The following is a 17,902-nucleotide window of genomic DNA, read 5'->3' on the forward strand; positions in this document are numbered from 1 at the left end:
CCAGCGTAGGCAGGCCCACTGACAACGCGTCCGGCCGGCCGCCACGGCAGCGGGACTGTCAGCGGGGCTTCCTAGCATGGAGCCCATGAACCACTCGCAAGACGGCACGGCCGCAACCCTGTTGCGGCGCCTCCTCCTCGCCCCTCCGCCGCCCGAGGCCAGTACGGGGGATCCGCTGCGGGTGCTCCGGGAGGGGCGTCCGGCGCGCACGGCCGGGGCGGGCGTCGCCGCCGCCGGCGGAGCCCGGGGCGAGGCGGCCCACCTGCTGCGCACGTGGGTACGGGAGCACCTGGCGGGACCGGCCGAGCGGTGGCTCGGCCTGCACGACGCCCTCGCCGGCCACCGGGGCACCCTGCCCGCCCTGTTGGCCGACGTACCGCCACCGGCGCCGCCGGCCGGCGCCGGGGAACTGCGGCCCCCCGTCCCGCGCAGCGTCCACGCCACGCTGGCCCTGCTCCTGGAGCACGCCCGCCCCGAGGACGCGGCCCGCGCCCTTTCGGCCCTGCCCGACGCGGCGGTCGAGGCGGTGCTCGCCGGTGGCACGCCGCCCGGCCCGGCGCTGGCGGCCGCCGTCGCCGAGTACGGGGACACCCGTACCCGTACCGCGCTGGCCCGTCACCCCCGCGTCGACTCCCGGGTGCTGGCGCGGCTGCTCGCCGCCGGCGACGCCCGGGTCGGCGCGGCCGTCTACCGCAACCCGCGCTGCACACCGTCCCTGCGCCGCGCACTCGTACGGGATCTGGACCGGATACCGATGGACGAGGACCTCCGGGCCGAACTGACCGCCCCCGGCGGCCAGCCCCCGCGCACCTGGCTCGTCCCGCTGCTCTGCTCCGGGGACCCCGCCCTCACCGGCCGGGCCCTGCGCCTGGAGTGCCGCGGCGCCGCCCAGCAGTACGCGCTGGTCAGGGTGTGGGAACGCGCCGGACCGGCGGCGGTGAGGGCGCTCCTGGACGACGAGGAGGTCTACCGCAGTCTGACCGGCCCCGTCGTATCGGCCGTGGCCGAGGCCCTGAACGATGGCGGCGCAGAGGCATGGGAGCGGCTGCGCGCGCGGTGCGAACCGTACGGCGACCCGGCACGGCTGCCCGCCCTGCTGGCCGTCACCCGGGGCACCAGCAGCCTGCGCGACCTGCTCGGCGAACCGTACGTCCACGACGTACGGGCGCTGGCCGAGGCGCACGCGAAGACCCCGTTCATGCCGAGGGCGGCCGAAGAGCTGGCGCGGCACGAGGCGGCGAGCGACGCGCAGCGCCTGGCGTTTCGGCTGAGCGCCCTCAACGAGCCCTGGCGCCGGGGCGGACGCCGCGTCGGCAACGTCGACCCGCCCGCGCAGCGGCTCGCCCGGGAGCCGCTCGACGACAGCGCGGCCCGCTGGGCGGAGGGAATGGCCGGCGCGGGCCTGCTGGACCCGGTCGAACTGGTTCACACCGCGCACCCCGCCTCCCGCGCCCTGGACGCGCTCGCCCGGCTCGACGGCCGGGGGCTGCTGGGTACCGCCGCCCCGGCGGCCCTGCGCGCGCTGGCCGAGACCCACCTCGGCGACCGCCCCGGGGCCTGGAGCGCGCTGGACGCGCAGCTGCCGGGGTACGCGGGCACCGTGGAGGAGTGGATCACCGAAGCCGCCCGCCCCACAACACCACCCCCGGCCGCCAACCTCGACCCCGCCGACCCCGACCCCGCCGACCCCGCCGTTCCGGCCGCTCCGACGGACCCCACCGCGCTGGCCGTCCCGGCCGCTCCCGCCGCGCAGGCCGGCGGCCCCGTCGGCCCCGCTGCCCCTGCCGCTCCGGCTGCCGTGGACCCGTACCCGGAGGCCGAGGGGTCCGCAGCCGCGGCCGCGTCGTACGAGGCGCCCGAGGCACCGTGCCGGCCCCATGAGCGGGCCGGGCTGGCGGCCTTCGACCTGCTGCGCTCCCTCGCCGCCGCCCCGGATGAGGTCCCTGTGGCCGCCGGCCCCGGGGTCCTCGGATTCCTGGCCCGGCACCGGCAGGAGGACGCCCCCGGGCTCGCCACCCCCGGCTGGCTGGCCCGCGCCTGCGCCGCCCAGGGCGTCGAACCGCCCGGCGGCGGCCCGTGGCACACCGCGCCCGACCTCGCGCAGGTCCGCGCCGAGCCGCCGGTCTCCTGGGGCTCCGGCGTCGGCCTCATCGACAGCGCGTACACCCAGGGCGTCCTCCCGGCCGACGAACTGCCCGCCCTGCTGCCCGCGCACCGGCTCATCCTCCTCCCGCACGACTGGCGCCGCCTCGCCTTCGCCGAGGCCTGGCGCGCCGCCGTAGCCCGCCTGCTGCGCGCCGAGCTGGGTACCGACCCGGACGGCTGGCTGCGGCTGGCCGATACGGCCTCGGCCGCCGCCGGCCCCGCCGACCGCCGCACGGCCGCCGGCCCGAGCTGGACCGAGCTGCTGGAGCTGTCGCGGTCCGGCCGGGCGGCAGGCGGAACGGCGGGCGGGGCGGACCACCCCCCGTCGGAACCGGTGGGCTCGCTCGCGCCCCGCCCCCGCACCCCGCAGGAGGCGCTGGGCCTGCTGGCACGCGGCAACCACGGCTGGGCCTGGCCGATCGGCACCCTGCTCTGCCTGGCCGACGCCGCAACCGTCGACGCCGTCCTGCCCCGCCTCGGCCCCGACGGCCCCTGGCTGCTGGCCGCCCATCTGCTGCGCTACGACCGGACGCCCCGCGTCGCCTTCGACCACCTGCTGGCGCAGCGCGATCCGCAGGCCCTGTACGTCCTCGCCGCCCAGTCGCGCTGGCTGCGGCACGGGCTGGAGGAACGGCTGGCCGATCTCGCCGATCCGCGGGTCGACCTCGCCCTGCTGCGGCACGGCACCACGTCGCGCACGGCCCGCCGCATCGTCGCCCGCTCCCTGCCCCGGCCCGGGGCGGGGGCCGCGACGGTCGGAGCGCTCGTACTGGCCGACGTACGCGAAGAGCCGTCCGCGCCGCCGGCGGGCGGATCCCACTGGCTGTACTCGGCCGAACCCGACCTGATCGAGGAGGTCTTCGCACGCCAGGGCGCCGACCTGGGCCTCGTCCAGCAGGTCGTCGGCTGCCTGCACCTGCTCGAACACGGTGGCGCCGACCGGCTGGCCGCCCTCGTCCGGCGCGGCACGCTCGGCCCGGCCGCGGCCCGGCTCTGCGTGAAGGCGCTGGCGGCGGCGGACCCGGCCGCCGTGCTCCGCGCGCGGGCCGCCCGCGAGCTGGACCCGGCCAAGGCCGTCACCCGGCTGCGGCGGATCCGGCACGCCTGGCAGGTACCGGCCGGCCTGTCGCCGGTGCCGGGCGGAATCGACTGGGGGGCGCTTGAGGCCGCCCACGGCCGGGAGCCGATCCCGCACTGGGAGCGGATCGTCAACCGGAGCGACGCCCCGGCGGACCTGCGCCTGCGTCATGCGGCCCTGGTGCCGGAGCCCGGACCGGACGGGCTGCCCGACGGCGCCGCGCTCACCCGGGCCCGCGCCCGGTACGGGCTGGGCCGGCTGCACCACTGCCCGCTCACCACGCAGCTCGACGGCCTGCTCGCCGAGGGGCCGCTCACCGCGGCCGACCTGCTGCACGTCGTGGCTCCGGCGGCCCTGGTCCTCGCCTACCTGAACGCCGCCGCCCGCCGTACCGACGCCCCGCCGGAGGCGCACACCGCGCTGGCGGATCTCGCCGCCCTCGTCGCGGCCCGGCTCGGCTCCGACGCGGCGGCCTGGGCGCTGGTGGCCGACCGGCTGACGGGACGGGACCCCGCCTGGGATCCGATGTCCCCGGTGGCGGCGCTGCTGGACTGAGCGCCGGCGGTACGGGGGCCGGAGCCGTCGGCCGCGCGGAGAAGGGTGCCGCCCGGCAGCCGGGGCCCCGGGCGGCCGCGGCCTCCCGGAACCGGCACAGCAAGCCCGTGCCGACCTCGGCGTAGTCCCGGAACCAGGCCCCGACCGCCCCGCCGGGGCGGACCAGCCGGACCGGTCCGGCCGCCGCGCGAACGCGTCGGCCACCGGCCGGCTCCACCGGCCGGCTCCACCGGCCGGCTCCACCGGCCGGCTCCACCGGCCGGCTCCACCGGCCCCCGCACGGTTCGTACGCCTCGCCCCTGCCCCGCATCGGGCCGGGCGCCGCCCCCCGCCCCGGGGCGCCGCCGGGGCGGGGTGGCACCATACGGGGATGGAGTGGGCGGAACTGGAAGACCGGGCCCGGGCCCTGGCCACCTCGGGCGGACGACGCGTGCTGGGCATCGCCGGACCGCCGGGCGCGGGCAAGTCGACGCTGGCGGCGCACCTGGCACGCGTCCTGGGCCCCGAACTGGCCGTCGTCGTCCCGATGGACGGCTTCCACCTGGCGCAGGCCGAACTGGTCCGGCTCGGGCGGGCCGACCGCAAGGGCGCCCCCGACACCTTCGACGCCGCCGGTTACCTGGCGCTCCTGCGGCGCCTGCGCGCGGCCGGCCCCGGGACGGTCTACGCGCCGGCCTTCGACCGCTCGCTGGAGGAACCCGTCGCCGGGAGCATCGCGGTGGCTCCTGGGGTGCCGCTGGTCATCACCGAGGGCAACTACCTGCTGTACGAGGCGGGGGAGTGGGCGTCGGTGCGCCCCCTGCTGGACGAGGCCTGGTACCTGGCGCCCGACGACGCCCTGCGGGTACGCCGCCTCGTGGCCCGGCACGTCGGCCACGGCCGGACCGAGGCGGACGCGGCCCGGTGGGTGTCCCGCTCCGACGAGGCCAACGCGCGCGCCGTCGCCCCGGGGCGCGAGCGCGCGGACCTGGTGGTGGAATGAGCCGCGCCACCGGGACCCGTCCGGCCACCGCCCTCAGGGGTGCGGCGGTCCCGGCACGCGCCGCGTCAGTGGAACGCGGTCGCGCGGACGCTGCCGCCGCACAGCGCGAACTCGCCGCCGTCGTCCGGCGCCATCTGGACTCCGCCGCCGCTGCCGGCGACGCCCACGACGATCGAGGGCGCGACGACCGGATGGCCGCCGGAGGCGCAGTATCCGTCCGCCTCGCCGAGGACGGGGGTGAAGGTCAGCTGGGTCGTGGCCCGGCCGCCCGGGGGCAACTGCACGGCGCGCGCCTGCCCTTGGCGGACGACGGTCAGGGCCTTTCCGCTGCCCGGCGAACCCGAACCGGCGAGGGCGACGGTCGGGAAGGACTTCAACACGCACGGCCCGGGGCCTTCGTTCATCACGGTGACCCGGACCTGGGTCGCCCCGACGCGCTGGGCGCCGCCGGGCACGAGCCTGCTGCTGGTGCAGGCGGGCGCCGGCGCCCGGGGCGTCGAAGCCGCCGCTTCGACGGTGCCGGCCGACAGGCTCGCGGTGAGCAGGCCTGCCGCGAGCAGCGCGAGGGTACTGCGAGTGGCCTTCATGGATGCTCCTCCCCCGACCGGGGGGCGCCGCCAGGATCCGGCCCACCCCGTTCGGTGTCGGTTGGATCCCGTTCCACTATCCCACGGCACACCTGACCGGGCCCCCGGGCCGGACGCGGCCCGCTGACGAATCGGAGCGATCATGGAGGAACACATGGGTGCGGACCGGGCGCCGAGCCGCGTCGAGGTGCTGTCGCGGGAGGGCGCGCGCGTCGTCGTGATGACGGGCGAGTTCGACATCGACCACCTCGGCGGGCTGCGCGAAGCCCTCGACCCGATGGCCCCGGAGGTGAGCCGGTACGTCCTGGACGTCTCGGGGGTCACCTTCACCGACTCGACCGCGCTGAGCCTGATGCTGCAACCCGCCCTGACCCGGCCGGTGATCCTGGCCGGGGAGCTGCCGCGGCACCTGAAGAGGCTCCTCGAACTGACCGGCGCGAACCGGGTGTTCACGATGGCCCCCTCGGTGGAGCAGGCCCGCGTGATGGCGGTTCCGCCGCATCCCCGCCGGGCGTGAGCCGACCCCGGGCCGGGGCTCAGGCGCCGGTGCCGGTGCCGGTTCCTGTGCCGGTTCCGGTTCCGGTTCCTGTGCCGGGCGGGGCCGCGACGAGGCGCCGTACGGACTCCACGACGGCCGCGCGGTGCCGGGCCAGCGTTTCCGGCGCCCAGCCGGCGCCGTCCGGGCCCGCTGCCGGGCCGCCGACCGCGCCGAACCAGGCCTGGGACAGGGCCATGACCAGGGTGAGGATGTCGGCGGGAGCCAGGGCCGGATCGACGAGCCCCGCCCGCTGGGCCCGCTCCAGTGCCTCGATCTTGCCCTGGTAGGACGCCGCCTCCGCTTCCGGGAAGCCGGGCCGCTCCAGCTGCTTCCACTGGACGAGCCGCATCAGTGACGGCCGGGCGACGAGGTGGTCGAAGACGGAGCCCGCGTACGCGGGGAGGTCCTCGGCGTCGAAGGGCACGGACTCCGAGCCCGTCTCCAGCGCCCGCTGGAGCACGACGTCGAAGAGCTGCTCCTTGTTGCCGTAGTACACGTAGATCAGCCGCTTGTTCGCCTGCGCGGCCTCGGCGATGCGGTCGACCCGCGCCCCGGCGATGCCGTACGCGGCGAACTCGGAGAAGGCCGCGTCGAGCAGCCGGGCCTTCGTTGCGGTGGAGTCACGTGCCATGGCCCCAGCCTAGCAAGTAACTATCTGGTTATTGACATGAGGGGCGGACCTGGTTCATGGTTGACCTATCCAGTTAGTTACTTTCTTCTTCACCCCCGCACCGAGGAGCATCACCATGGATATCCGCGCACTGGGCGGACAGGGCCTGACCGTCGGCGCCGAGGGCCTCGGCCTGATGGGCATGAGCGCCCACTACGGCGCCACCGACGACACCGAGTCCCTCGCCACCATCGACCGGGCGCTGGAGCTGGGCGTCACCCTCCTCGACACGGCCGAGGGCTACGGACCCTTCGCCAACGAGCGGCTGCTCGGCCGCGCCCTCGCGGGGCGGCGCGACGCGGCCGTGGTCGCCACCAAGACCGGTGTCGAATTCACCGACGAGGGCACCTTCCGCGGCCTCAACGGCACCCCCGAGTACATCCGGCGCGCCGCCGACCGCTCCCTGCGCCACCTCGGCACCGACCACATCGATCTGTACTACCTGCACCGGGTCGACCCGGCGGTGCCGGTCGAGGACAGCGTCGGCGCCCTCGCCGAGCTGGTGACCGCGGGCAAGGTGCGCCACATCGGCCTGTGCGAGGTGGCGGCCGGCACCATCCGACGGGCCCACGCCGTGCACCCGCTGGCCGCCGTGCAGACCGAGTACAGCCTCTTCGAGCGGGGCATCGAGCACGACGGGGTCCTGACGGCCCTGCGGGAGCTGGGCATCGGACTCGTCGCCTACTCCCCGCTCGGCCGGGGCTTCCTGTCCGGGGCCGTGACCAGCCCCGACGACTTCGCGCCGGACGACTTCCGGCGTACGGACCCCCGCTTCCAGGGGGAGAACTTCGCCCGCAACCTGGCCGTGGTCGCGGAGGTCCGCCGGCTCGCCGAGGCCAAGGGCGTCACCCCCTCCCAGCTCGCCCTGGCCTGGACGCTGCGCCAGGGCGCGGTGCCCATCCCCGGCACCAAGCGGCGGCCCTACCTGGAGGAGAACGTCGCCGCCACGGTGGTGACGGTCACCGACGCCGACCTGGCCGCCCTCGACGCGGTGGCCCCGCACGGGGTGGTCGCGGGGGACCGCTACGCCCCCGAGCTGATGGCCTCGCTGGGCGGCTGACGGCTCCGGCCGCCGCCCGGGGCCCCGGCCCCGGTTTCGGCGCCGGGTCGCGGTTTCGGCCCCGCCCCGGCCCCGGGCCGCGGTTTCGGCCCCCGGCCCGGCCCCCGCCCCGGCTCAGTCCTCGGAGGTGGCGCAGTCCGGGTGGCCCCACCGGGTGGCCAGCTTGACGATGGTCTCCCCGGCCGCGTACGGCTTCCCGCAGGGGCAGCTGCCGGGGAACTTCGCCTTGACGGAGGCCCGTCCCCGGGCGGAGCCGCCCGCCGTGCGCCCGGCCGGCGCGCTCTTCGCCGTACCGCCGCCGGAGGCCTTGCGGGGGGCGCCGGAGCGGGCCGGGGCGCTGCGCGCGGGGGCGGGCACCGGCAGCTCGGCGTGGCCCAGGGCCGTACCCGCGGCCTGCTGGGTGAGCGCGGCGTCGCTGGCGGCCTGGTCGGCGATGGCGTTGAGGTGGTCACCGTCCTCGCGGTGGGCCGGAACGTAGCGGAACTCCACGTCCCGCCCGTCCAGCAGCCCGTCGATGCGCTCGACGAGCTCCCGGTTGGCCACCGGCTTCCCGGCGGCCGTCTTCCAGCCGTTGCGCTTCCACGCGGGCAGCCACTGCGTCACCGCCTTCATGGCGTACTGGGAATCCATCCGCACCTCGACGGCGGTCCCGGGCGGGAGCGCCTCCAACAGCCGCTCCAGCGCGGTGAGTTCCCCCACGTTGTTGGTGGCGCGGCCCAACGGGCCCGCCTCCCAGCGCTGCGCGCGGCCCTGGGGGTCGGCGATGACCCACGCCCATCCGGCGGGCCCGGGATTACCCTTCGCCGCCCCGTCGCAGGCGGCAATGATGCGATCAGACATGCCCTGATCATGCCCCACCGGCGCGGCGGGTCCGGCCCCGGTGTGGTGAAGCGGCGCACAGGCGTTTCCTCACGCCACGTGTTTATCGCGGCGGATTTCGGTGACACGAAGTAGTGACACGTCATCAGGACCGGACGAAAGGCAGGAACATGAACCTGGCCACCCTCCTCATCCTCGCTGTAGTCGTCGTGGTCATCGCCCTGATCGTCGCCGCTCCGGCGGTGCCGGTACGGCGCAACCCCTCCGTCCGGCGCACCGGCACCCGCCTGACGACCGTCCCCGCGCCGCGCGGTGGTGGCCGTCACCGCTCCGAACACTGACGGCCCCGGCGCCCCCGGGTACGCCCGTTCGACGGGCATGCGGGGGCGCGGGAAGGGTACGAGCGAGCCATGACCGTGAAGAAGACAAGCGTTCTCGTACTGGACTGCGCCGAGCCCCACGCGCTGGCGCTGTTCTACGCCCGGCTCCTCGGAGCCGATGCCCAGGCCGGCCACGAGCCGGACCTGGTCGAGGTCGTCGGCGGGGCCGGGGTGCACCTCGCCATCCGCAAGGACCACGGCTACGCGCCGCCCAGCTGGCCCCGCCCGGAGGACTCCCAGCAGGCGCACCTGCGGATCCTCGTCGACAGCGCCGACCTGGACGAGGCCGAGCGCGAAGCGGTGTCGCTCGGCGCGGTCCCGGTGGACTCCGACGCCGGGGACGGACCGCGCGAGGTCCGCGTCTTCAGCGACCCGGCCGGTCACTCCTTCAGCATCGCGGCGGCCAGCTGGTCCGTCTGACCGGCGCGACGGCGCACCTCCCGGGCCCGCGTCGCCGGGCCCGCGCCGCCGGGCTCTGGCGTCAGGGCAGGTCCGGCGGGGGAGGCCCGGTCTCGGGCTCGTACTGGTGCGGGCCGTCCCCCTGCCACTCGATCACCCGCGGACCCCCGAGGAGCACCTCGTCCGGGTCGGGCACCTCGATGCGCCGCAGGAACTCGATCACGTCGGCGTCCGAGCGGGCGATGCCGAGGACCGTCTCGTGGCCCTGGACGCGGATCGTCACCCGGCGGCCCCCCGACGGCGAGATCCGGTGTACGACGATCGGCGCGTGCTCCATGGGCCCAGCCTGCCCGAGCCGCGCCGCAGCGGCATCCCGGGGGAGCGGCGCCCCGGGTTCCCGGGCGGGCGGCCCGCCGGCCGGGAACCGCCGGAGGTTGCGGCGGCGTTAAGGGGCGGCGGCGCTCGCGTTCCGCCCGGTGCCTGCACGGTGAACAGGCAGGGAAATCAACCCAGTTGGCGTTGACGACCCGATCTCTACGCGCGTCATCATGACGGCATGACCATCCCCCCGCGCATCTTGGCCCTCGTCGGCGCCGCGGCCGTAGCCGCCACCCTCCTGGCCGGACCCTCGGCCTCCGCCGCCCCCGCCGCCGGCCCCACCCGTTCCGCCGTCCCGGTGAAGGCGGTGGGCAGCGTCTGCTACTCCGCGCTGCCCTCCCAGGCGCACGACACCCTCGACCTCATCGACCGCGGCGGCCCGTTCCCGTACTCCCAGGACGGCGTCGTCTTCCAGAACCGCGAGCGGCTGCTTCCCGGTCAGAGCACCGGCTACTACCACGAGTACACGGTCATCACCCCGGGATCGCCGACGCGCGGCGCGCGCCGGATCATCACCGGCCTCCAGGTCCAGGAGGACTACTACACCGCCGACCACTACGCCTCGTTCCGGCGGGTCGTCTTCGGCTGCTGACCCGAGGACACCACAGGCCCCGCCCCGGCCGTCAGCCCTGGAGTACGGACAGGATGTTGCCGGCCGGGTCGGTGAACCACGCGATCTGCGGGCCCCCTTCGTCGCGCACGACACCCTTGTCGTCGTGCGCGAACCCGGGGTAGCGCTCAAGGCGGATCCCGCGCCGGGTCAGTTCGCCGACCGCCGCGTCGATGTCGTCCACGGGGAAGTTGAGCACCGTGAACACGGCCGGGGCGTGGTCCTCCTTCGGGTACAGGAGGACCTCGTTGCCGCCCGCGATGTGCAGCCTGAGCAGCCCGTTCTCCTCGCTGACCCGCAGGCCGAGGGTCTCGCCGTAGAACTCCTTCGCCCGCTGGATGTCGTCCACGGCGAAACCGCTGAACGCCTTGGTGTCGGTGAACACGCGCCCCGTCCTCTCCTCGTCCGCCGCGCCGCTCCTGCGGCCGGCCGCTACGAGTGTCGGCCCGGCGGGTACCGGTCCCCGGCTCCGAACCGGCGCCGGCCTCGGATTCCCCCACCCGGCGCAGCGCCGCGCGGCCGGCTCAGCCGTCCGTGTGCACGTCGCCGGTGGTGGTCGACGTGATGATGCCCCGGCGGCCCAGATCGCCCGGAGGGATCCCCGGATGGTGCCCCGGCCGCCCCGCGCCGGGGGCCGGACCGAGGGCCAGGTGCGAGACGATCCGGTACCGGTCGCCCCGGTAGACGGAGTGCACGTACTCGACCGGACGGCCCGTGGAATCGGTGGTGAGCCGCTCGATGAGCAGGGCGGGGGAGAGCACCGGGACGTCGAGCAGACCCGCCTCCGCCTCGTTGACCACCGTCGGCTCGATGGACTGCCGCGCCTCGTGGACGTGGACCCCGTGCCGTTCGCGCAGGTGCTCGTAGAGATCGCCCGCCTCCAGCTCGGCGGGGGACAGGGCGGGCACCAGGGAGGCCGGGATGTGCAGGTGCTCGATGGCCATCGGCGCCCCGTCGACGAGCCTGAGCCGGGCCACGTAGAGCAGCCGCGCCCCCGGTGAGATGCGCAGGCGGCGCCCGATCCGGGCGTCCGCCCCGACCGTCGCGTGCTCCAGGACGGTGCTGGACCAGTGGCCCGCGGCCCGGTGAGCGGTGAACGGGGTCCCGTCGGGGGACAGTTCCTGGGTGATCTTCGCGGGCGCGACGAACATGCCGCGCCCGTGTTCCCGTACGAGCTGCCCGGTGGCGACGAGTTCGTCCACGGCCGCGCGCAGGGTGGGCCGGGAGACCTCCAGGGCGGCGCACAGGGTCCGTTCGGAAGGGATCGCGTCCCCCGGGCGCCGGGCGTCGATCAGCCCCAGCAGGTGCTCGCGGACCCGCTCCCGCTTGAGCACCGCGCCGCCCGGTCCGACCGCTTCGGGGGAGTCCTCGCGCACGGCCCTCCCTCCACTGGTCCGGTCTGCTCTTCAACTGGTCAGCCGCATCCCATCACACGGCCATGCGGTGCGCGAGGGTTTCGCCGAACTCGCTTGATGGGCACGGAGGGTTGACGGGTGGAGGGAGGCGTGCCACCTTCGTGCCAGCCGGTTGACCACTTTGCCAATTGGTCAGCTCTCGACGGTGGTTCGGATCGGTTCGGTCCGCGCACCGACCCCGGTTCCGCCGGACCGCACCACGGCCCGGTGCGGAGCGCAGCACCGTCCCCGCACGGCCGGTAGCACCAGCCTCAGCAAGGCCCTCAGCACGGCCCTCAGCAAGGCCCTCAGCACGGCCCGCAGCAAGGCCCTCAGCACGGCCCGCAGCACGGCCCGCAGCACCCCGCCCGAGCACGTCCCGCCAGGTGAGGAACTCCGGATGAACCCCCGCGCCGACTTCGCGCTCGTCCCCCGCCCCGCTTCCGTCACCCCCGCGCCCGGCCGCTTCACCCTCGACGCCACCACCGCCCTGCGCTGCGGCCCGGGCACCGGCGCCGCGGCCGCCCTGCTGCGGGAGCTGCTCGCCCCCGCCACGGGGCTCCCGCTGCCGCCCTCGCCCGACGGGCGGGTCTCCCTCCTGCTCGACCCCGACGAGGGCGGCGCCGAGGGGTACGCCCTCACCGTCACCCCCGAGGGCGTGGAACTGCGCGCCGCCCGCCCCGAAGGGCTGCTGCACGGGATCCAGACCCTGCGGCAGCTGCTGCCGCCCGAGGCCCTCGCGGCGGGGCCGTACCGGCGCACCGGCTGGGACCTGCCCTGCGTACGGATCCGCGACCGGCCGCGGTTCGCCTGGCGCGGAGCCATGCTCGACGTCGCGCGCCACTTCCAGCCGGCCGCGTACCTGCGGCGGTTCGTGGACCTCCTCGCGCTGCACCGGCTCAACGTGCTGCACCTCCACCTCACCGACGACCAGGGCTGGCGGATGCCCGTGGCCGCGTACCCGCTGCTGACCGAGATCGGTGGCCGGCGCCGCGAGAGCGAGGGCGACGGGATCCCCCACGAGGGCGCCTACTCCCGCGCCGAACTCGTGGACCTCGTCGCGTACGCCGCCCGGCGCGGGATCACGGTCGTCCCCGAGATCGAGATGCCCGGCCACACCCGGGCCGCGCTCGCCGCCTATCCGGGCCTCGGCACTCGTCCCGGCACCCGGCTGGAGACATGGACCCGCTGGGGGATCTGCGAGGACGTCCTCGGCGTCCACGACGGGGCCCTGGACTTCTGCCGCACCGTGCTGGAGGAGGTGACCGGGGTCTTCCCCGCCCCTTACGTCCACCTCGGCGGCGACGAGTGCCCCCGCACCGCGTGGGAGGCCTCCCCGGCCGCCCGCGCCCGGGTCGCCGCCGAGCGGCTGGCCGGACCGCAGGCCCTGCGCGGCTGGTTCCTGCGCACCGTCGGCGCGCACCTCACCGCCCTCGGCCGGCGCCCCCTGTGCTGGACCGAGACCGGCGGCGAACTCCCGCCCGGATTCACCGCCATGGCCTGGCTCGACCCCGCGCACGGCCGGACGGCGGCCCTGCGCGGGCACGACGTGGTGATGGCCCCCTTCCGCTCCACCTACCTCGACCTCCCGCAGTCCGCCGACCCCGCCGAGCCGCGTGCCCGGGACGGCATCGTCGACCTGCGCGCCGCGTACGACAACGACCCGGCCCCCGCCCACTGGGAGCCCGAGGCGGCGGCGCGGGTCCTGGGGACGCAGGCCCAGCTGTGGACCGAGTACGCGGCCACCCCGGAGCGGCTGGAATACCTGGCCTTCCCCCGGCTGTGCGCCCTGGCGGAGAGCGCCTGGTCGGCGCACCGCGACCGGCCGGACTTCCTGCGCCGCCTCGCCGCCCACCGCCCCCGCCTCGCGGCCCTCGGCGTCCGCGCCCAGGGCCCGTACGCCCCTCCCGCGCCCGCGCCGCCCGCGCCCGCGCCCGCCCCGCCCAGCTCCGGGCCGTCCCGCCCCGCGGGGCCCACCGCCGGCGCCGGGACTTCGGGCCCGTACCCGGTCCGGGCGGCCCCGTAGCCCCACGCACCGCGCCCCTCCCGACCCCGTGCTCCCCCCACCCCGAGAGGAACCCCCATGCGCACCCCCCACCGCCGCTCCTTCGCCGCCCTCGCCGTCGCCCTGGCCGCCGGACTCGGTTCGGCCGCCCTCGGCGCGCTGCCCGCCACCGCCGACGCGGCCGCCGGGGCGGTCAAGGTCCAGTACCGCACCAGCGCTCCCGGCGCCACCGCCGACCAGGCCGAACCCTGGTTCAAGGTGGTCAACACCGGCTCCAGCGCCGTGCCGTTGGAGCAGGTCAGGCTCCGCTACTACTTCAAGGCCGACTCCGCCGGCACCCAGTACCGCTTCGCCTGCTCGTGGGCGGTCCGCGGCTGCGCCGGGATCACCGGCACCTTCGGGACCCCGGCGGTGCCCACCGCCACCGCCGACCGCTACCTGGAGATCGCCTTCACGGCGGCCGCCGGCTCCCTCGCCCCCGGGGCCGACACCGGTGACATGCAACTGCGCTTCTATCGCGCCGACTGGCAGCCCCTGAACCAGGCCGACGACTACTCCTTCGACCCGGCCCGCACCACGTACGGGGACTCCGCCAAGGTGACCGCGCAGGTGGGCGGCGCCACCGTCTGGGGCACCGCGCCCGGCGGCAACGCCCCCGACCCGGACCCCACGCCCACCCCCACCCCGACCGGCCCCGCCCCCTCCGGCGCCACCCTGTTCGACGACTTCGCCTACGCCACCTCCGCGGACCCGGCGATCGCCGCCCACGGCTGGAGCGTCCGCTCCAACGCGGGCGGCCCCGGGGTCCCCGGTGCCTCCTGGGCCCCGGAGAACGTCACCTTCGGCGCGGAGGGCGCCGACTCCTCCGTCATGAACCTCCGGACCTCCACGGCCGGCTCCGGCGAGACCACCAAGCAGACCGAAGTCCTCACCCGGGCGACGAAGTTCAAGAACGGCACCTACGCGGCCCGGGTGAAGTTCTCCGACGCCCCCGCCTACGGCCCGGACGGCGACCACCTCGTCCAGACCTTCTTCACCATCAACGACCTGAAGGCCCCGATGGCCGACGACTACGCCGAGTACGACTTCGAGTACCTCCCCAACGGCGGCTGGGGGGAGCCCGGCAACATCCTGTACACCACCTCGTGGGAGACCTACCGCCCCGACCCCTGGGAGGCCGTCAACCAGCACACCGAGGACCGGAGCAGCCACGCCGGCTGGCACGACCTGGTCCTCACCATCGACGACAACGCCATCACCTACTCCGTCGACGGCCGCACCTTCGCCACGCACGACGCCCGCTACCTGCCCGAGCGGCCGATGTCGATCAACTTCAACCAGTGGCTGATCGACCTGAACGGGCAGCCCGGCACGACGCCCCGCGCCTACGACCAGAAGGTGGACTACGTCCTGCACGTGAAGGATCAGGTGCTGACCCCGGCCCAGGTGTCGGCCCGGGTGGCGGCCCTCCGCGCGGCCGGCACCACCTTCCAGGACACCGTCCCCAACGGCTGAGCAGCCGTCAGTTCCAGGCCCTCCGGCCGCAGGACGCGCCTCCTGCGGCCGGAAACCGTACGGGTGTTGGCGCGGGAGCGCGCTCTCCCGGGATGCGGATCACCGGATACCCTTCAGATCCGACGCAGCCGCCCTGCTGCCGACCGCGACAGACGAGGAGACCCCGTGCCTGAGCGTCCCACCGGACACCGCCCCACCCTGGAAGCCGTCGCCGCGCGCGCCGGGGTCTCCCGGGCGACGGTCTCACGGGTGGTCAACGGCGGGGCCGGGGTGCGCCAGCCCGTGGCGGAGAAGGTGCGCGAAGCCGTGGCCGAGCTGGGCTACGTACCCAATCCGGCGGCCCGGACCCTCGTCACCCGGCGCACCGGCGCGGTGGCAGTCATCATCGCCGAGCCGGAGATCCGCATCTTCTCCGACCCGTTCTTCTCCCAGCAGCTCCGCGGCATCAGCAAGGAACTGACGGAGAACGACACCCAGTTGGTGCTGCTGCTCGTGGAGGGCCCGGACGACTACGACCGGATCGCCCGCTACCTGTCCGGCGGCCACGTCGACGGCGCGCTCGCCTTCTCCCTGCACACCGACGACCCGTTGCCCGCCATCGCGGGCAGGATCGGCCTGCCCACCGTGTACGGCGGCCGCCCGGCCTGGACCCCCGCCCCCGGCGGGGCGGCCGGAGTGACGTACGTCGACGCCGACAACCGCGGCGGAGCGGCCGAGGCCGTCCGCCACCTGATAGCCGGCGGCCGGACCCGCGTCGCGCACATCGCCGGCCCGGACGACCAGACCTCGGCGACCGACCGGCTCGACGGCTACCGGGACGCCCTGCCCGAGGCCGGCCCGGTGATGGTGGCGGACGGGGACTTCACGGTCGAGGGCGGGGCGCGGGCCATGGCGCACCTGCTGGAACACCACCCGGACCTCGACGCCGTCTTCGCCGCCAACGACCAGATGGCGGTCGGCGCGCTGCGCGTCCTGCGCGAGCGGGGCCGCAGCGTGCCGAAGGACGTCGCCGTCGTCGGCTTCGACGACATGCCGTCCGTGGCCGAACGCGCGGAGCCGCCGCTGACCACCGTCCACCAGGACATCGAGGGCATGGGCCGGATGATGGCCCGGCTGCTGCTGAACGACCTGGACCGCGAACGCACCGCCCCCGCCGCCCCGTCCGCGCTGATCACGCCCACCCGGCTGGTGCGCCGCGCTTCGGCCTGAGGCGGTGGCGCTCCCCGCCGGCGGCGCGGCCCGTCCCGGGGCGGCCCGTTCCGGCGCGGGCCGCCCCGGCGCGACCGGTCGCCCCCGCGCCAACTCCGCCTCCACACGCGGCCGTTACGCGTTCAGGTCTTGACGGGACGATCCGGCCGGGGGCACGCTCCAGACCCAACGCCTGAGAGCGCTCTCAGCACGCTCGACCCACCCGTTCCACGCCGAAGCCAAGGGGAGACCACCCATGCCCACAGCCCGAGCCGCCACCGCCCTGCGCGCCGCACTCCGCCTCGGCGGGGCCGCCCTCGCCGGGACGCTGCTGGCCGCCTGCGGATCCGGTACGCCGCAAGGCTCCGCGGACGGCGCGGGAGGCAAGGTCACGGTCACCGTCGACCTGTTCGGCACCTTCGGCTACAAGGAGGCCGGACTCTACGCCCAGTACGAGAAGCTGCACCCCGGCGTCACCGTCAAGCAGACGGACACGGAGGACGAGCAGGACTACTGGAAGTCCCTCCAGACCCGGCTCGCGGGCGGCGGCGGCCTCGCCGACGTCCAGGGGATCGAGGTGGGCCGGATAGCCGCCGTCACCCAGCAGCAGTCCGACAAGTTCGAGGACCTCACCGCCTACGGGGCGGGCGCGCTCAAGGGCTCCTTCGCCGAGGCCAAATGGAAGGCCGCGGCCACCGCCGACGGCAAGGTGCTGGGCCTGGGCACCGACGTGGGCCCCGAGGCCATGTGCTACCGCCGGGACCTGTTCGAGAAGGCCGGTCTGCCCACCGGGCGCGACGAGCTCGCGGCGAAGTGGTCCACCTGGGACGGCTACCTGGAACTGGGCCGCCAGTACAAGGCGAACGCCCCCGAGAAGAGCGCCTGGCTGGACAGCGTCGGCAGCCTCTACACCGTCATGGTCGGCCAGCAGAAGGAGCGCTACTACGACGCCTCCGGCAAGCTGGTGTACGAAACGAACCCGGCGGTCAAGAACGCCTGGAACACCTCAGTACGCGCGGCCCAGGACGGCTTGAGCGCCAAGCTCGACCAGTGGTCCCCGCCGTGGAACCAGGCCTTCGCCGCCGGCTCCTTCGCCACCCTGCCGTGCCCCGCGTGGATGCTCGGCTACATCAAGGGCCAGGCCGGGGACGCGGGCCGCGGCAAGTGGGACGTCGCCCGGCTGCCCGGCGGCGCGGGGAACTGGGGCGGCTCCTACCTGTCGATCCCGCGCGCGGCCAAGCACAAGAAGGAGGCCTACGCGCTGATCCAGTGGCTCACCGCCCCCGAGCAGCAGGCCCGGCTCTTCGAGAAGCAGGGCTCGTTCCCCTCCGCCACCGAGGCGATCGCCCGGGTGGCCGACGTCAAGGACCCGTACTTCTCGGACGCCCCCATCGGCGCCCTCTTCGGCGACGCCGCCAAGGCCGCTCCCGTCCAGGTGCCCGGAGTCGGCGACAAGACCGTCTCCGACCAGATCACCAACGCGCTGAGCGAGGTCGAGCGCAAGGGCACGGCGCAGGACACGGCGTGGGAGACGGCGAAGAAGGGCGTGCGCAACGCCACCGGCTGACCGCCGCACCACACCGCACCGCACACCGGTGC

17 protein-coding genes are annotated in these 17,902 nt (G+C 75.7%); 11 read left to right on the plus strand and 6 right to left on the minus strand.

Features of this window, described 5'->3' with window-relative positions; genetic code table 11:
- Nucleotides 1-85 precede the first annotated feature (85 nt).
- Both ACFYYT_RS24500 and ACFYYT_RS24505 read left to right on the plus strand, forming a co-directional pair.
- Nucleotides 86-3,778 carry a hypothetical protein gene (locus tag ACFYYT_RS24500; protein ID WP_351829934.1) on the plus strand — a complete coding sequence of 1,231 codons (3,693 nt, stop codon included), beginning with the start codon at nt 86-88 and terminating at the stop codon, nt 3,776-3,778.
- A gap of 370 nt (nt 3,779-4,148) precedes the next feature.
- Complete coding sequence (locus ACFYYT_RS24505) at nt 4,149-4,760, plus strand: nucleoside/nucleotide kinase family protein (RefSeq protein WP_351829931.1); 612 nt, start codon at nt 4,149-4,151, stop codon at nt 4,758-4,760.
- A 65-nt stretch (nt 4,761-4,825) separates the two neighbouring features.
- Here the strand turns inward: ACFYYT_RS24505 and ACFYYT_RS24510 are convergent, their stop codons facing one another.
- Nucleotides 4,826-5,347, minus strand: a complete 522-nt coding sequence (locus tag ACFYYT_RS24510; protein WP_351829928.1) for a DUF4232 domain-containing protein — start codon at nt 5,345-5,347, stop codon at nt 4,826-4,828.
- Nucleotides 5,348-5,489: 142 nt separating this feature from the next.
- On the opposite strand from ACFYYT_RS24510, the gene ACFYYT_RS24515 reads away from it, so the two are divergent.
- Nucleotides 5,490-5,864 (plus strand): STAS domain-containing protein, encoded by a 375-nt coding sequence (locus ACFYYT_RS24515; RefSeq protein ID WP_351829926.1) that lies wholly within the window; start codon nt 5,490-5,492, stop codon nt 5,862-5,864.
- Nucleotides 5,865-5,883: 19 nt separating this feature from the next.
- Here the strand turns inward: ACFYYT_RS24515 and ACFYYT_RS24520 are convergent, their stop codons facing one another.
- Nucleotides 5,884-6,516 (minus strand): TetR family transcriptional regulator, encoded by a 633-nt coding sequence (locus tag ACFYYT_RS24520; protein ID WP_351829923.1) that lies wholly within the window; start codon nt 6,514-6,516, stop codon nt 5,884-5,886.
- Nucleotides 6,517-6,631: 115 nt separating this feature from the next.
- On the opposite strand from ACFYYT_RS24520, the gene ACFYYT_RS24525 reads away from it, so the two are divergent.
- The gene (locus ACFYYT_RS24525; RefSeq protein WP_351829920.1) at nt 6,632-7,615 is read left to right on the plus strand and encodes an aldo/keto reductase; all 984 of its coding nucleotides are present in this window, start codon (nt 6,632-6,634) and stop codon (nt 7,613-7,615) included.
- Nucleotides 7,616-7,729: 114 nt separating this feature from the next.
- Here ACFYYT_RS24525 and ACFYYT_RS24530 read toward each other — a convergent pair whose 3' ends face one another.
- Nucleotides 7,730-8,455 (minus strand): ribonuclease H, encoded by a 726-nt coding sequence (locus ACFYYT_RS24530; protein WP_351829917.1) that lies wholly within the window; start codon nt 8,453-8,455, stop codon nt 7,730-7,732.
- Nucleotides 8,456-8,604: 149 nt separating this feature from the next.
- Here ACFYYT_RS24530 and ACFYYT_RS24535 point away from each other — a divergent pair, with 149 nt between their 5' ends.
- Both ACFYYT_RS24535 and ACFYYT_RS24540 read left to right on the plus strand, forming a co-directional pair.
- The gene (locus ACFYYT_RS24535; protein WP_351829914.1) at nt 8,605-8,775 is read left to right on the plus strand and encodes a hypothetical protein; all 171 of its coding nucleotides are present in this window, start codon (nt 8,605-8,607) and stop codon (nt 8,773-8,775) included.
- 69 nt (nt 8,776-8,844) lie between these two features.
- Complete coding sequence (locus ACFYYT_RS24540; RefSeq protein WP_351829912.1) at nt 8,845-9,234, plus strand: VOC family protein; 390 nt, start codon at nt 8,845-8,847, stop codon at nt 9,232-9,234.
- Nucleotides 9,235-9,295: 61 nt separating this feature from the next.
- Here the strand turns inward: ACFYYT_RS24540 and ACFYYT_RS24545 are convergent, their stop codons facing one another.
- Nucleotides 9,296-9,550, minus strand: coding sequence for a hypothetical protein (locus tag ACFYYT_RS24545; RefSeq protein ID WP_351829911.1), 255 nt, complete (start codon nt 9,548-9,550; stop codon nt 9,296-9,298).
- Nucleotides 9,551-9,769: 219 nt separating this feature from the next.
- On the opposite strand from ACFYYT_RS24545, the gene ACFYYT_RS24550 reads away from it, so the two are divergent.
- Nucleotides 9,770-10,183, plus strand: coding sequence for a ribonuclease domain-containing protein (locus tag ACFYYT_RS24550; RefSeq protein ID WP_351829909.1), 414 nt, complete (start codon nt 9,770-9,772; stop codon nt 10,181-10,183).
- 31 nt (nt 10,184-10,214) lie between these two features.
- Here ACFYYT_RS24550 and ACFYYT_RS24555 read toward each other — a convergent pair whose 3' ends face one another.
- Both ACFYYT_RS24555 and ACFYYT_RS24560 read right to left on the minus strand, forming a co-directional pair.
- Nucleotides 10,215-10,586, minus strand: a complete 372-nt coding sequence (locus tag ACFYYT_RS24555) for a VOC family protein (RefSeq protein ID WP_351829906.1) — start codon at nt 10,584-10,586, stop codon at nt 10,215-10,217.
- A gap of 139 nt (nt 10,587-10,725) precedes the next feature.
- The gene (locus ACFYYT_RS24560) at nt 10,726-11,577 is read right to left on the minus strand and encodes a GntR family transcriptional regulator (RefSeq protein ID WP_388609253.1); all 852 of its coding nucleotides are present in this window, start codon (nt 11,575-11,577) and stop codon (nt 10,726-10,728) included.
- A gap of 418 nt (nt 11,578-11,995) precedes the next feature.
- On the opposite strand from ACFYYT_RS24560, the gene ACFYYT_RS24565 reads away from it, so the two are divergent.
- From ACFYYT_RS24565 to ACFYYT_RS24580, 4 genes are all read left to right on the plus strand, one after another.
- Nucleotides 11,996-13,621: a beta-N-acetylhexosaminidase gene (locus ACFYYT_RS24565; RefSeq protein WP_388609338.1), complete on the plus strand. Its 1,626-nt coding sequence runs from the start codon at nt 11,996-11,998 to the stop codon at nt 13,619-13,621.
- Between the two features lie 57 nt (nt 13,622-13,678).
- Entirely contained in the window at nt 13,679-15,115 is a 1,437-nt protein-coding gene (locus ACFYYT_RS24570) for a cellulose binding domain-containing protein (protein ID WP_351825330.1), read from the plus strand.
- 165 nt (nt 15,116-15,280) lie between these two features.
- The gene (locus tag ACFYYT_RS24575) at nt 15,281-16,324 is read left to right on the plus strand and encodes a LacI family DNA-binding transcriptional regulator (protein ID WP_351825328.1); all 1,044 of its coding nucleotides are present in this window, start codon (nt 15,281-15,283) and stop codon (nt 16,322-16,324) included.
- Between the two features lie 235 nt (nt 16,325-16,559).
- The gene (locus tag ACFYYT_RS24580; protein WP_351825326.1) at nt 16,560-17,870 is read left to right on the plus strand and encodes an extracellular solute-binding protein; all 1,311 of its coding nucleotides are present in this window, start codon (nt 16,560-16,562) and stop codon (nt 17,868-17,870) included.
- The last annotated feature ends 32 nt before the right edge of the window (nt 17,871-17,902 follow it).

It is taken from the genome of Streptomyces sp. NPDC002032 (genome assembly GCF_042890765.1).
In the GTDB taxonomy this organism is placed as follows: Bacteria; Actinomycetota; Actinomycetes; order Streptomycetales; family Streptomycetaceae; genus Streptomyces.